The 14,416-nt window shown below is 62.3% G+C and carries 14 protein-coding genes; 6 read left to right on the top strand and 8 right to left on the bottom strand.

Features of this window, described 5'->3' with window-relative positions:
- The gene (gene echA20 / locus V2B23_RS25805) at window positions 1-777 is read right to left on the bottom strand and encodes a (7aS)-7a-methyl-1,5-dioxo-2,3,5,6,7,7a-hexahydro-1H-indene-carboxyl-CoA hydrolase (protein ID WP_430952907.1); all 777 of its coding nucleotides are present in this window, start codon (window positions 775-777) and stop codon (window positions 1-3) included.
- Between the two features lie 102 nt (window positions 778-879).
- Between echA20 and V2B23_RS25800 the strand changes: the two genes are divergently transcribed.
- Entirely contained in the window at window positions 880-1,794 is a 915-nt protein-coding gene (locus V2B23_RS25800) for an SDR family oxidoreductase (protein WP_033236661.1), read from the top strand.
- Window positions 1,795-1,860: 66 nt separating this feature from the next.
- On the opposite strand, the gene V2B23_RS25795 is transcribed toward V2B23_RS25800, so the two are convergent.
- The 7 genes from V2B23_RS25795 to V2B23_RS25765 form a co-directional block, all read right to left on the bottom strand.
- Window positions 1,861-3,819: a M13 family metallopeptidase gene (locus tag V2B23_RS25795; RefSeq protein ID WP_430952906.1), complete on the bottom strand. Its 1,959-nt coding sequence runs from the start codon at window positions 3,817-3,819 to the stop codon at window positions 1,861-1,863.
- Window positions 3,820-3,959: 140 nt separating this feature from the next.
- Window positions 3,960-4,949 carry a protocatechuate dioxygenase gene (locus V2B23_RS25790; RefSeq protein ID WP_430952905.1) on the bottom strand — a complete coding sequence of 330 codons (990 nt, stop codon included), beginning with the start codon at window positions 4,947-4,949 and terminating at the stop codon, window positions 3,960-3,962.
- Window positions 4,950-5,017: 68 nt separating this feature from the next.
- Entirely contained in the window at window positions 5,018-5,938 is a 921-nt protein-coding gene (locus V2B23_RS25785; RefSeq protein WP_430952904.1) for a PaaI family thioesterase, read from the bottom strand.
- Between the two features lie 45 nt (window positions 5,939-5,983).
- Window positions 5,984-6,748, bottom strand: a complete 765-nt coding sequence (locus tag V2B23_RS25780; protein WP_430952903.1) for a pirin family protein — start codon at window positions 6,746-6,748, stop codon at window positions 5,984-5,986.
- A gap of 28 nt (window positions 6,749-6,776) precedes the next feature.
- Window positions 6,777-7,538 (bottom strand): pirin family protein, encoded by a 762-nt coding sequence (locus V2B23_RS25775; protein ID WP_430952902.1) that lies wholly within the window; start codon window positions 7,536-7,538, stop codon window positions 6,777-6,779.
- 1 nt (window position 7,539) lies between these two features.
- A complete protein-coding gene (locus V2B23_RS25770) occupies window positions 7,540-8,505 on the bottom strand; it encodes a pirin family protein (protein WP_033236667.1) in 966 nt (321 codons plus the stop codon).
- A 101-nt stretch (window positions 8,506-8,606) separates the two neighbouring features.
- Window positions 8,607-9,329, bottom strand: coding sequence for an IclR family transcriptional regulator (locus V2B23_RS25765; RefSeq protein WP_045064872.1), 723 nt, complete (start codon window positions 9,327-9,329; stop codon window positions 8,607-8,609).
- 144 nt (window positions 9,330-9,473) lie between these two features.
- On the opposite strand from V2B23_RS25765, the gene V2B23_RS25760 reads away from it, so the two are divergent.
- Genes V2B23_RS25760 through V2B23_RS25740 form a run of 5 tightly spaced genes read left to right on the top strand, consistent with a single transcriptional unit; the run spans window position 9,474 to window position 14,413 of the window.
- A complete protein-coding gene (locus tag V2B23_RS25760) occupies window positions 9,474-9,914 on the top strand; it encodes a nuclear transport factor 2 family protein (protein ID WP_430952901.1) in 441 nt (146 codons plus the stop codon).
- Between the two features lie 54 nt (window positions 9,915-9,968).
- A complete protein-coding gene (locus V2B23_RS25755; protein WP_430952900.1) occupies window positions 9,969-10,805 on the top strand; it encodes an SDR family NAD(P)-dependent oxidoreductase in 837 nt (278 codons plus the stop codon).
- Window positions 10,798-11,580, top strand: a complete 783-nt coding sequence (locus tag V2B23_RS25750; protein ID WP_430952899.1) for an SDR family NAD(P)-dependent oxidoreductase — start codon at window positions 10,798-10,800, stop codon at window positions 11,578-11,580. The genes V2B23_RS25755 and V2B23_RS25750 overlap by 8 nt, the downstream gene beginning before the upstream one ends.
- Window positions 11,577-13,034, top strand: a complete 1,458-nt coding sequence (locus tag V2B23_RS25745) for an FAD-dependent oxidoreductase (protein ID WP_430952898.1) — start codon at window positions 11,577-11,579, stop codon at window positions 13,032-13,034. The genes V2B23_RS25750 and V2B23_RS25745 overlap by 4 nt, the downstream gene beginning before the upstream one ends.
- 44 nt (window positions 13,035-13,078) lie before the next feature.
- Window positions 13,079-14,413, top strand: coding sequence for an MFS transporter (locus tag V2B23_RS25740; RefSeq protein WP_430952897.1), 1,335 nt, complete (start codon window positions 13,079-13,081; stop codon window positions 14,411-14,413).
- The last annotated feature ends 3 nt before the right edge of the window (window positions 14,414-14,416 follow it).

Here is a 14,416-nt window from a genome sequence, read left to right as displayed (position 1 = left end):
TCAGCCTTCCTTCTGGGTTGCGTTCTCACGCGGCTTGCCGGTTGCGACGAACTCGTCGCGATGCTCGTCGGACACACCGAGCAGGTTGAGCTCGAAGGTGTATCCCTGCTCGAGGCGGTAGCTGCTCTTGACGTCGACGGGGTCGATGCCGTTGATGGCTTCCTTTGCACACCGGATGATGCGGGTGTCCTTGGCGGCGATCTTGGCGGCGATCTCGCGGGCGCAATCGTCGAGCTTCTCGCGCGGGACGACGTCGTAGACGCTGCCGAACTGCTTGAGTGTGTGGGCGTCGACGCTCTGCGCCGTGTAGTAGAGCGTGCGCATCATGTGCTGCGGTACCAGGCGAGCGAGGTGCGTGGCTGCGCCGAGTGCACCGCGGTCGACCTCGGGGAGCGAGAAGATCGCGTCGTCGGAAGCGACGATGACGTCAGCGTTGCCGACCAGGCCGATGCCGCCGCCGACGCAGAAGCCGTTGACTGCTACGACGACCGGAACGGCGCAGTCGTAAACCGCGGCAAATGCAGCAGCGCAACCGCGGTTGGCGGCAACAAGAGCGTCGTAGCCGTCGGTGGCCTGCATCTCCTTGATGTCGACGCCGGCGTTGAATCCGCGGCCTTCGGCTCGCAGGATCACGACGTGGGTGCTGAGGTCCTTACCTGCGGCAAGGATCGCGTCGGCGAGATCGAACCATCCCTGCGACGGGATTGCATTGACCGGTGCGTAGTCGATGGTGACCGTGGTGATGCCGGTCCCGTCGGAGGAGGTGCTGATGCCCATAGCGGGTTTCCTTACGTCTGTGTACCAAACCAAGCGATTGCTTGGTAAGTTAGCACACAAGCGGAGCCGACAAGCCCGAGCAGAGTGCAATAGGAGATAAAAATGAGTGGATTGGTCGACGGACGCGTAGTCATCATCACCGGGGCAGGCCGCGGTATCGGACGCGCGCACGCACTGGCATTCGCGGCAGAGGGCGCCAAGGTTGTCGTCAACGACATCGGCGCAGGCGCGGACGGCTCCGCAACCGGCGAGAGCCCGGCCGAGCAGGTAGTCGCCGAAATCATCGCGGCCGGCGGCGAGGCCGTTGTCAACGGTGACGACGTCGCGGACTGGGCGGGTGCGGAAAACCTCATCAAGACCGCCATCGACAACTTCGGTCGCCTCGACGTACTGGTCAACAACGCAGGCTTCCTGCGTGACCGCATGCTCGTCGGCATGAGCGAAGCGGAGTGGGACGCCGTCACGCGCGTCCACCTCAAGGGCCACTTCGCGCCCCTGCGCCACGCCGCTGCCTACTGGCGCGCCGAGGCCAAGGCCGGCAATCCGATCGACGCACGCATCATCAACACCAGCTCGGGCGCCGGCCTGCAGGGCTCCATCGGCCAGGGCAACTACGCCGCAGCCAAGGCCGGCATCGCCGAGATGACCATCCAGGCAGCAGCAGAGTTCAAGAACTACGGCGTCAGCGTCAACGCAATCGCGCCGTCCGCGCGTACCCGCATGACGGTCGGTGCCGGCGGCGCAATGGCCGAGATGATGGCAGCTCCGGAAGAGGGCTTCGACGCGATGGCTCCGGAGAACGTCTCACCGCTCGTCGTGTGGCTCGGTAGCGCAGAGTCCAAGGACGTCACGGGACGCGTCTTCGAGATCGAGGGCGGCAAGATCACCGTCGCAGAAGGATGGCGTCACGGCCCGAGCGAAGACAAGGGTGATCGCTGGGACCCGAAGGAAATCGGACCCGTCGTGGCATCGCTGTTGGAGAAGGCCGAGACCCCGACGCCGGTGTACGGAGCTTAGGGCCTTCGGCCCCGTGCGCCTTTTCGGTAGTTCGCACTACCGAAAAGGCGCACAGGGGGCCTGCCCCTACCAGATCTTTACGCGCTTTTCGGGCTCCAAATACAGTGCATCACCGGGCTTGACGTCGAACTCCTCGTGGAAGGTGTCGAGGTTGCGGACGACGCCGTTGCAGCGGAATTCCGGCGGTGAATGCGGGTCGACGGCGAGCCGACGCAGTGCCTCGGCCTCGCGTGCCTTGGTCCGCCACACCTGAGCCCAACCGAAGAACACGCGCTGCAAACCGGTGAGGCCGTCGATGACGGGCGGTTCGGTGCCTTCGGTTGCGATCTTGTACGCCGCGATCGCGATGGACAGGCCACCCAGATCGCCGATGTTCTCGCCGATCGTGAACTCGCCGTTGACATGATGACCCGGCAGTTCCTTGGGTTCGAATTCGTTGTACTGCTCGATCAAAGCCTTTGTACGCTTGCCGAATTCGGTGCGATCGTCGTCGGTCCACCAGTCGACCATGTTGCCGTCGCCGTCGTACTTGGCACCCTGATCGTCGAAACCGTGCCCGATCTCGTGCCCGATGACGGCACCGATTCCACCGTAGTTGGCGGCGTCGTCAGCGGCGGCGTCGAAGAACGGCGGCTGCAAAATGGCTGCGGGGAACACGATTTCGTTCATACCCGGGTTGTAGTACGCGTTAACCGTCTGCGGTGTCATGAACCACTCGTCGCGGTCGACTGGCCCACCCAGCTTTGCGAGGTCGCGGTCGTATTCCGCGGCGTATCCGCGGCGGTAGTTGCCGACGACGTCTGTAGCCGAGATCTCGAGACCTGAGTAGTCACGCCACTTGTCGGGGTAGCCGATCTTGGGAGTGAACTTGTCCAGCTTGGCAAGTGCGGCCTTGCGGGTATCCGGGCTCATCCACTCGAGGTCGGAGATGTTGCGGCGGTAGGCTTCCTGCAGATTGCCGACCAGTTCCAGCATGCGAACCTTGGCTTCGGCCGGGAAATGACGCTCCACGTACAGCTTGCCGACGGCCTCGCCGAGCAGATCCTGGACCAGGCCGACGCCACGCTTCCAGCGCTCACGGTTCTCTTCGGTGCCCGAGAGCGCGGTGCCGTAGAACGCGAAGTTCTCGTCCACCAACGAGGAATGCAGGTACGGGGCTCGCGCGTGGATGACTTTCCAGGCAGCCCATGCCTTCCAGTCGTCGAGTTCTTCCGACGCCCACAGTGCGGTGAAGGTGTGCAGGAATCCGGGCTGGCGAACTACGATTTCCGCGAACTTCTCGGAGGTCGTACCCAAGCCGGACAGCCAAGCAGCCCAATCCAATCCGGGGTTCTGCTCGGTGAGCTCCTCGAATTCGACGAGGTTGTAGCTCAACTCGGCGTCACGACGCTTCACGACGTCCCAGTGCCCGGCCGCGATCTTCTTCTCGAGGTCGAACACACGCTGCGCCTCGTAGCCGAGTCCGGCGAGATTGAACATCTTCTCGACGTGGGCGACGAACTTGTCGCGAATTTCGGCGTAGTTGTCTTCGCGGTAGTACGACTCGTCGGGAAGGCTGATACCCGACTGGCTGAAGTGAATGAGGTAGCGCTCGGAGTTCTTGGCATCGGTGTCGACGTAGTGCGCGATGGCGCCGCCGACACCCGTGCGCTGATGGCGTCCGATCACGGTGGCCAGCGAAGAACGATCGGCCGCGTCCGCAATTGCGTCGAGCTCGTCGTCGATCGGGGTGAGACCGGCAGCCTCGATAGCGTCGGCATCCATGAAACTCGAGTACAGATCGCCGATGCGTTGGGCGTCGGTACCGGGCTCCGGTGACGACGCCGACGCCTCGGTGATGATGGTCTGCACATCTTCCTCGGCCTTGTCGTACAGCGTGCGGAAAGCGCCGTCGACTGCGCGGTCTGCGGGAATCTCGTATTCGGCGAGCCATTTCCCGTTGACATGGACGAACAGGTCGTCCTGCGCGCGGGTCTCGCTGTCTAGGTGGGTGAGGTCGATGCCTGAGCGATGAGCCGTGGTCATTTCTCCATCCTTACACGATCACCACAATCCGCTCAGTCGTTATCGTGAGCCGTTCAGTGCTCGGGCGATCTGCGTCACCACAAGTTCGGGTGTGAGCGTCAATTGATGCCAACTGAACCGCCCGCTTCCGGTGATCGGGGTCAGGCGTCGATGCCCAGGTTGATGACAGCGAGGTAGGAGCCGTCCGACTGCTTTTCGACGGTCATCATGCCTGTGTCGGAGAAGATGTTGTCGTTGGAATTGTTGGTGTTGTTCTCACGGCCTGTGTGCTCGCTGTACGGGCTGACGGCATACACCTCGTCGAGAAGGGTCTCCTCGAAGAAGGTCTGCGTGGTGAGGACGGTCTTCTTGTCGATGTGCACCTTGACGTGGATATGCGTGGTCCGGCCCATGTACCAGCCCGGGAAAATGGTGGTGAACTGCGCGATGCCGTTTGCGTCCGTGGTCTGGGCGCCGCGCAGGTAGGTGCCGTCGTCGGTAGTGGTGGCTTCGCTGTCGCCGACGCTGTACGAGCCGTCGGAAGTCTCACCCGAGCCGCCCATCGAACCCATGCCTCCGCCCATACCGCCGCCGGGTGCGCCTGACGGGGGCTGACCCATTCCGCCTGACGGGGGTTCGCCCATGCCACCGGACGGAGGAGTTCCACCGCCGCCGCCACCGTTTGCGCTCAGAGAACCGGACTCGAAGCCGGAGTACACGCCGCCCGCGTCGCAGTGCCAGATTTCGACGACGGCGTTGCTGACGGCGCCGACGGTGCCGTCGGCGTTACAGATGCTGTTGTCCTGCACCCGCAGTGCGACCTGAAGGGTAGTGCCTGGTCGGTCCTCGCGGATGTCGCTACGGATGGAGTCGACGTCGAACCAGTACGGGCCCTGAGTTTCTTCCTCGCTCATGACGCACTGTGGTGCCTTGGCAAGCAGCGCGGTGACAGCGTCGCCGGAGGCAGTCGAGGCCGCAGTGGCACTGGTGCCGGCGGTGGTCGTGGATGCCGCAGCAGAGGACGTCGTGGAGTTGCTGCCGCTGTTGCCGGAACATGCGGCGATGAGTCCACCAAGGCTGATGGTGCCGCCGAGTGCCAGTGCTCGCCTGCGACTCACTCGTTGCCGGCTGGCTTCGATGTCTTTGTTCACGCGTCTACCTCCATTGATCTGGGCTGTTGAATCAATGGTGGACGAACGCCCTGGCGCGGGGCTGGTTATCAGCTGTGAACTTGCTGGGAGATCATCTGGACGCTCGAGGTGGCGCGAATGTAGACCTGTCCGGTGTGGTCCACGATGCGAGATTCGATGAGTGCGAGCCTACGTCCGGCGCGGATCACGCTGGCTTCGGCACGCATGACGGGACCACCGATGGCGGGTGAGCGCAAGAAGTCGATCTTGTGGTCGAGGACTCGGTAGTCCTGTTCGGCGGTGGTCAGGGTTTGTGCGGCGAGTCCGGTGATGGCGTCGGCGGCGGAAATGAGTACGCCTCCCTGTACTGCGCCGAGGGGGTTTGCCATCCATTCGACCGGCGCGAGTTCGCCGACGACAGAGCCTGGTGTCACCTCGGTCAGCGTGAGATCGAGGAGTCCGGCAAGTGGTCCACGCTCGAGCGTTCCAGCCAGGATCCCTTCGACGACGTCAGAGCCGCTCAGTCCACTCAGGTCACTGACGTCCTCGGGAACCGGCACGTCGAGGGCCGGGCCGGCTATGTAATCGTCGGGTGCGACGACGGGTGGCCGCGAGACAACCATGGCTCGCCCGGCCATCACTGCCAGAAGTGTGTTGTCGTCGCTGCGTAGTTGCCCCGATGCCAGTCCGACACCGTCATCGAGGTGCATGAGTGCCCCTGTGGCTCCGACCGTTCCCGTCGACGGGATATCGGCGGCCGCGCTGACCGTGACCTGTGCGAGCACCGACTGGTGGCCCGAGGTGAGCCCTGAATACACAGCCCCGCCCATCGCGCCGTCGATCATCACGCCGAGCGATCCGAGCACTGTGCGTCCGCGATGGTCGTGGAAGCGGTCCCCGATCGTCTGCGCGAACGTGAGATCGCCAGGCGTGATCGCTACTGCGCGTACATCCATCAAGGTGTTGAGGGGATCAAGTTTGACGGTGGGCGCGGAGTTGTCGATGCTCATACATCGAGTATCGCCCGAACCGGGGATGTGACCTGACGCCGGGTCTCAACCACCGATACGTGCGTGCATCTCCCAGACCAGCACTTCGGCACCGGTTTCTGAGGTGACGAGTTGTCCGCCGGAGTCGCTCATGCGTACGGCGTCACCTTCGTAGAGGGTGCCGGTGCCCTCCATCTCTGCGGTTCCTTCAGCCACGAAAACGTGCAGGAACGGGGCGTTCGGCAGGGTCACGCTTGTGCCGGGGAGAATCCGCGCCACGTGCAGTGCCGCGTACTTGTTGTTGATCCGGATGGCCGAATGATCTTTGTAGCGATCCATTCCGGAGGCGACGGGTATGAGTCCGCCGCGTAGGAGTTCGTCGTCGATTTCGAGTTGTTCGTATCCGGGAGTCAGTCCACCCTCGTCGGGTGCTACCCACATCTGGATGAAGTGCACCGGATCGGAGTGCTGTTGGCCGCCCAGACGCCACGAGTCGTTCTTCTCGCTGTGCATGATTCCGGTGCCTGCGCTCATCCGTTGCGCGAGTCCGGGATAGATGACACCGGAGTGCCCGATGGAGTCCTGGTGAACGAGCGAACCGCGCAGCACCCAGGTGACGATTTCCATGTCTTTGTGCGGATGGGTGTCGAATCCGGTGCCCGCGAGCACGGTGTCGTCGTTGTTGACGAGGAGCAGGCCGTGGTGGGTGTTGTCGGGGTCGTAGTGCTGCCCGAACGAGAAGGAATGCTTCGAATCAAGCCAGGAGATGCGGGATTTCAGGCGATCACCGCTGCGGTGTACGTCGATGTGCGGGGTTGTGAGCGCCGACATGGCGTTCCTCCTTTGGGGCCGAATGCTTTCAGCGTACGAGATGCGGCCGCAGTCCGGCGTGCATCTCCCAGATCAGAACTTCTGCGGGTTCCACGGCGGTGACTCGATGTCCACCGGTTTCCTTGAGTCGCAACGAATCTCCGGTCGAGAGGGTGTCCACGTCCTCGACGGTGACGGAGCCCTGCGGGATGTAGGCGTGAAGATACGGAGCGTCCGGAAGTGTGATGACTTGGCCGGTTTCGAGTCGTGCGACGTGCAGCGCCGCATACTTGTTGTGAAGCGTGATCGCGCTGTGATCGCGGTGCGCGGGCATTCCCGACGCCAAGGTGATCAGGCCACCGGCGTCGAGTTCGGTATTGACGTCGAGTTCCTGATAGCTCGGAGTGATCCCGGATTCGTCTGGCGGAATCCACATTTGAACCACATGGACAGGTTCGGTGTGGCGGGTACCGTCAGCGCGCCGCGTGTCGTTGCGCTCGGAATGCAGGATCCCGGTTCCGGCGCTCATTCGTTGCGCGAGGCCGCGATGAATTTCGCCGGTGTGCCCCGCTGAATCCTGGTGGACCAGGGAACCGCTGAGCACCCACGTCACAATTTCGGTATCGAGGTGTTGATGGGTGTCGAAACCTGAGCCGGCTTCGACGATGTCGTCGTTGTTGACCAGAAGTAGTCCGTGCGCGTATGCGGCGTGGTCGAAGTTTCCGGCGAAGGGGAAGCTGTGACGCGACGTGAGCCAGCCGTAGTTCAGGTGCGCACGTTCATGCGCACGCTGAACTACTACCGATGACATGTCAGCTCAGAGTTTCGTGGGCTGCCGGGATGGAGCCGAGGCGTCCGGCCTGGAAGTCCTCGAATGCCTGCATGACCTCGGACTTGGTGTTCATGACAAACGGTCCGGCCATGGCGATGGGTTCGCGGATCGGCTTGCCGCCGAGGATGAAGACCTCGAGCGATTCGGTCCGTGAATCCTGACGATCGGATGCGGCGATGGTGATGGAGTCGCCGCGTCCGTAGACGGCGGTCTGGCCTGCTCGGATCGGCCGACGCTCTGCGCCGACGGTTCCCTCACCGGCAAGAACGTACGCAATGGCGTTGAACTCGGGGTTCCACGGCAAGGTGACGCTGGCGCCCGGTGCGATGGTGGTGTGGGACAGCGCGATGGGCGTGTAGGTCGATCCCGGTCCGGCGTGGCCGGCGATCTCTCCGGCGATGACGCGAACCAGTGCGCCGCCGTCGTGCGACGAGAGCAGAGCGACCTTGTTTCCGGTGATGTCCTGGTACCGCGGCGCTGCCATCTTGTTGTCTCGGGGCAGGTTCACCCACAGTTGGACGCCGTGGAAGAGGCCGCCGCTGACAACGAGGTGCTCCGGGGGAGTCTCGATGTGGAGGATGCCGCCACCTGCGGTCATCCACTGCGTGTCTCCGCCGCCGATAATGCCGCCGCCGCCGTTGGAGTCCTGGTGCTCCATGATGCCGTCGATCATGTAGGTGACGGTTTCGAACCCGCGGTGCGGGTGCCAGGGCGTGCCCTTGGGTTCTCCGGGGGCGTAGTTGACCTCACCCATCTGGTCCATGTGGATGAACGGGTCGAGTGCGGAGAGATCGATGCCCGCGAATGCGCGGTGTACGGGGAAGCCTTCGCCTTCGTAACCGACCGGAGCGGTCGTGATGCTCTTGACGGGACGGCTGACTGCGGACGCTGCAGGCTCGTCGAGCCGGGGCAGGGCCAAAATATTCTCGACTGTCACAGCAGGCATGTCGTAACTCCTTGCGCTCAGGTAGTTGATTGTTCAACTATCTCATGCTGACTCAACAATGTCGAGCCTGCGATATTCCCGAGGCTCGACATTGTGGGCGATCAGCGCAACAAGCTTCCCAGTTTTTGTGCGGCGGCGATAACCTCCGCGCCGAGTGCGTCCTGGTCGTCGGCGTGGAATGCGGAGATTCCGATACTGGTGATGGCGTCGCCGCGGCGTCCGGGAACTGCCGCCGAGATGCCGTGGACGGAAGGGGTGATTTCGCCGATCGTCGACGCGTAGCCGCGCGCGCGAGCAATACGTACTTCGTCTCGTTCGCCGTCGACGGGTGGGAGTGAGGCGAGCATGGACAGGCCGGCGGAGCCGCGGTCGATCGGATCGACCTGGCCGGGACGGAAGGCGACGTGCATTCGTGCGCTGCGCGGCTCGACGACCATCAGTGCGCGAACTTCGGTCTCGCTCTCGCGAACAACGAGGTGCGCCGTGGCTTCGGTGGCGTCGGCAAGTTCTTCGAGGATCGGGCGGGCGAGGGTTCGTAAATCCTGCTCCACCGGTTCGGCGAGGGTGACCAGTCCCGCGCCGAGTGTGACGCGCTTGAAAGTGTCCTTGCGGCACAAGTGATGTGCCTCGAGAGTCCGGATGAGTCGGTGCGCGACGGTTCGGTGAACTCCGATGCCGTCGGCGATGTCTGTGACAGACAGCCCGTGCGGATAGGAGGTGAGGAGCTCCAGAATTTCGAGTCCGTGATGGAGAGTTTTCGACATGCCGGAGTCCACTTGAACTGGGCTTATTCGGGGTCGATGGTCATCGCTGAGTTCGCGCATCGAGTTCTCTCCTTGACGTTTGTGAGGTGGGCCACCTACGCTTTGTTCATATCGCACAGCCTGTGCGATTATCGCACACATTCGACAGGTGGGCAAGCCCCTTCGAGGGAGTCCATCGCAGTGTTTTTCGGAGTGAACATCCTCATGACTGACTACCGCGGAGCGGCGGCCGGCGACGTTGCCGCAATCCACCAGTTGTATGCACTGCAGAGTCATCTCATCGACTCTGGGCGGCAACGGGATTGGGCGGCAACATTTACGGTCGACGGTGAGTTCCATTCGCCCAGCTATCCGGAACCGGTAGTCGGTTCTTCGGATCTCGAAGCCTTTGCCGGCCGGTTCCACTCCGGAGCCGAAGCGGCTGACGAGGTTCACCGGCACGTGATTACCAACCTGTTGGTGGAAACGGCAGACGAAGCCGAGTTGACGGTGCGCGGCTACCTGCAGATCGTCGCGACCAAGCGCGGTGGAGACACACGATTGGTTCGGATGACGACGATCACCGATCGAGTGATTCGAGTCGGTGACGAGTGGAAGATCGTCCGCCGCGTCGTGTCCCGCGATGACGCGCCACGTAATCCCTAACCGTCTTTCACAAGTTTTTGTGCACAACAGAATTCATCTAGGAGATCAAATATCATGACCGTTAGCGTTGATCAGACCAACCCGGGCCGCACCGTTGTCACGCAAATGTCGGCGGTGTATCCGGAGCTGGCAGGCAAGGTTGCCGTAGTGACCGGCGCTGCCCAGGGGATGGGCGCGACATTCGCGGAAGGTCTGGCGTCACGCGGAGTCAACGTAGTCGGTGCAGACATCAACGAAGAGCAGATGCTGGAAACGGCCCAGGCGATCAACGCTGCACTGAGTGCAAAATCCTTGGCGGACAAGCCCGGCCGTGTGATCGGTGTCCGCGTCGACGTCACCAAGCCCGACGATCACGAGACGCTGGCCAAGCTGGCGCTCGCGGAGTTCGGACAGGTCGACTTCTGGATCAACAACGCAGGTATCTTCCCGTTTGCGCTGGCTGAGGAGATTACGCCCGAGCAGATCGGTGCGACCTTGAGCGTCAACGTCGAAGGCGTCCTGTACGGAGCTCAGGCCGCTGCGCGCCACATGAAGCCCGGTGGTGCCATCGTGAACATGTCCTCGGTCTCCGCTCTACGCGTCCGCAAGGGTCGCGGTGCGTACTGCACGTCGAAGGCTGCCGTCGCGCACCTCACCGAATCTCTCGCAGTTGAATTCGGCGACAAGGGACTTCGTGTCAACTCCATTGCACCCGGATACATCGATACCGCAATGACCAAGTGGGTCCAGGAAGATCCGGCCGCACTTGCCAAGGCGCTCGACGCTGTGCCGCTGCACCGTTTGGGCTCCCCGGAAGAGGTCTTCGGCCCGGTGCTGTTCCTGCTCTCGGACAGCGCGCGTTACGTGACCGGTCACAGCATTGCCGTCGACGGCGGTTCGCGGCATGTCTGAGCACACGAGTTATCCTGGCGTCGTTCTGGTTACGGGTGGTGCCGGAGGCATGGGAGCACACCACGCGCGCACGCTGGCGGCACGCGGTTCCCACGTGTGCATCGCGGACGTGGCGGATTCCTCCGATCTGGTCGAGGAGATCATCTCAGGTGGAGGTTCGGCGTCCGCGCATTCGCTCGATGTCACCGACCCCGCAGCGTGGGCCCGGGTTGTCGACGAAATCCGCTCTGCACACGGTGAACTGGGTGGACTGATCAACAATGCCGGTATCTCGCGGCGACTCGAATTCATGGACACTCCTGATGACATCTGGGAACTGACCATGAAGATCAACCTCTTCGGGCCGTTCTACGGCATGAAGGCGGTGGCTCCGTTGATGCAGGAGAGCGGAGGCGGATCCATCGTCAACATCTCGTCCATCGCCGGTCAGGTCGGGTACTTCTCGCCGGCCTACTCGTCGAGTAAATGGGGCCTGACCGGGCTGTCGAAATCAGCGGCGGGCAACTTTGCGCAGTGGGGAATTCGCGTCAACTCGGTGCACCCGGGTTTGGTCGGTACGGACTTGCTCGGTGGAGCAAGTGATTTTGTTGCCGCGTCACTGAAGTCGGTTCCCTTCGGCCGCATGGCAACTCTGGACGAGATCACCGAGGCCGTTCTGTTCCTGCTGTCCGACAAGTCGACGTACATCAGTGGAACCGAAATCACTGTGGACGGCGGACTGGTCTCGAACGGCTTGTACCACCGCATCATTGCGGAGACTGGAGAACTTTCGTGAGTGATCACTGGGATGTTGTTGTCATCGGTGGCGGCGGAGCGGGACTCGCAGCTGCGGTATCAGCAGCCGAAGAGGGCGCTTCCGTGCTGCTGTTCGAATCCGAGACCGAACTTGGCGGCTCGACAGCACTTTCCGCCGGCATCTTCACTGCTGCCGGCACGAGTGTGCAGTCAGGCCTGGGTATCGAGGACACCGCGGAGAAGTTCTTCCAGCACTACATGGATCTCAACCAGTGGGTGCTTGCACCCGGATTGATTCGTGCGTTCTGTGAAAATGCCGCACCGACGCTCGAGTGGCTCATCGGCCTCGGCGTCGAGATCCCGGCCGCGATCTCGGGTAACGCCCATCAACCGGGTCTGGCACAGGCCGGAGTCGAAGATGTGTGGCGCGGCCACGTTCCGAAAGACCAGGGATACGGTCTGATTCAGGTACTGGACAAGGCTCGGCGCAAGCACGGCATCGAAGTTATCTTCGGGACGCGGGTGCAGAAGCTGATCGAGGAAGACGGTCGGATTGTCGGCGTAGTAGCCGACGATATCGAGGTTCCGGCCGGTGCTGTCGTCGTTGCTTCCGGCGGCTTCGCTCAGGATCAGGCTCTGATCGATCGCTATTTCCCCGACGCCAACAAAGCCGACGAGTCGTTGTTCGTCGTTGCTGCCAACGGTAGTCGCGGCGATCACCTGCGGTTCGCCGAGGATCTCGACGCGTCGGTTGCAGGTGACGGCTGGGGCCTCATCATGCCGACGGTCTACTTCCAGCAGTTCCATCACTGGCAGTCCGGTTTCCCGCCGAAGTCCCGGGTCAACGTCAATCAGAACGGTCGGCGGTTTATGGACGAGGACGCGTCGTACGCGGTCTCGACGGGCATCATCGACCGCCAAGGCGGCTACGGCTGGATGATCTTCGACGAGAACGCCCGAGTGACTCAGACCCCCGGTTATGCAGACTGGAACCCCGAGCGTGTCGCCGAAGAAGCTGCAGCCGGCCGCACTCTCCGAGCCGATACGGTCGAGGAACTCGCCGAACTGATCGGCGTACCGGCGCCGACGTTGACGGCAACGGTAGATCGTTGGAACGAGCAATTGCCCAACGGATACGACGACGACTTCCTGCGTCACCGCACGTTGCGAAACAAAGGTGCGGTCGGCAATCCGGACCGGATCGACACTGCGCCGTTCTACGCGGCCAAGATCCTTCCCGCCGAACTGGTGTGTACACACGCGGGATTGGAAATCAACAGCAGTGCAGCAGTTCTCGGCAAAACCGGTGTTCCGATCGAGGGACTTTACGCCGCCGGTGAGGCCGGTGCCGGCATTCTGGGACTGCGATATGTGGGCGGTGGCAACGCGGTTGCAAACGCTCTGACCATGGGTCGTATTGCGGGACGCAATGCGGCGAGTTTCACGAAGGCCGACGCCGCGGGCGTACCGGTCAATTCCATTGCGCACGCCTGACGTCTATCGTTTGCGCTGCACGACTTCAGTCAGTAGGGATCAACATGTCAGAGAATGAGACCATGGCGCGCGCCGAGGGCGGCGTCGAAGACAGTGGCGCTCCAGTCGAACGCCAGTCCACCGTCAAGGTGATTCGCGCGGCCATCGTCGGTACCGTCGTCGAGTACTACGACTTCGGTATCTACGGATACATGGCAACCACCATCGCCGCACTGTTCTTCGTGTCGTCCGATCCGAATGCAGCGCTGCTCGGTACCTTCGCGGCGTTTGCCGTGGCCTTCTTCCTCCGTGTTCCCGGTGGAATCTTCTTCGGTCATATCGGCGACCGGTACGGCCGTAAGAACGCGCTGTCCTGGACCATCTTGCTGATGGTTATCGCCACCGCCGGTATGGGTCTGCTTCCGACCTATGCCACGTTGGGCATGTGGGCGACATCGATCCTGGTGTTGGCTCGTTGCCTTCAAGGCTTCGCAGCCGGCGGTGAGCTCGGCGGTGCAAACGCATTTGTCTCCGAGTCCGCTCCGGCGCGGTGGCGTGCAACCCAGACGTCGATGGTCAACACCGGAACCTACCTGGGTTCTCTTGCGGCTTCGCTGATCGCACTCGGCTTGACGTCGGTGTTCTCCGAAGAACAGGTCCTCGAATGGGCATGGCGTCTGCCGTTCCTGCTCAGCCTGCTGATCGGTGGTATCGGTATTTGGATCCGTAGCCAGATGGAAGACACCCCGCAGTTCGAAGAGCTCCAGGAAAAGGGTGAGACCGAGTCCCTCCCGATCAAGGAACTGCTGCGCAGTTCAGGTGGCAGCGTCGTCAAGATCATCCTTCTCGGAGCGCTCATCACGGGCGGTTACTACATCGCTTCGGTGTACGCCGCGACGTACCTCCAGACCGCTGGCGGACATTCGAAGCAGGTGGCATTCCTGTCCACGTCGCTCGCCCTGGTGCTCGGCGTGATCACACTCCCCATCGCGGGTTACATGGCCGACAAGTACGGGCGTCGTCCGGTGTTGTTTGCCGGTAGTGCCGCGTCGGTCGTCCTAGGTGTCCCGATGTTCATGCTGATGGCGAGTTCTGGCACGTGGGCTGCAGTAGCCGGTCAGTCGGTTCTGTTCATCTGTGTCTCGGTAGTGAACGGTGCGTCGTACGTGACCTACGTCGAAATGCTCAAGGCGTCAGTGCGATACAGCGGTCTCGCCTTGGGTAACAACGTCACCAACATGCTTCTCGGTGGTACTGCGCCGTTCATCGCGACGTACCTGATCAGCGTGACCGACAATAATCTTGCGCCGGCTGGATACTTCGTGTTCTGCGCCCTGATCACATTTGTCACGGTGTTCTTCGTGAAGGAAACCAAGGGCATAGCGTTGCAGATCGACTGAGCC

It is taken from the genome of Rhodococcus sp. 24CO (genome assembly GCF_050586165.1).
In the GTDB taxonomy this organism is placed as follows: Bacteria; Actinomycetota; Actinomycetes; order Mycobacteriales; family Mycobacteriaceae; genus Rhodococcus_F.
This window is presented reverse-complemented; position numbering and strand designations above follow the sequence as displayed.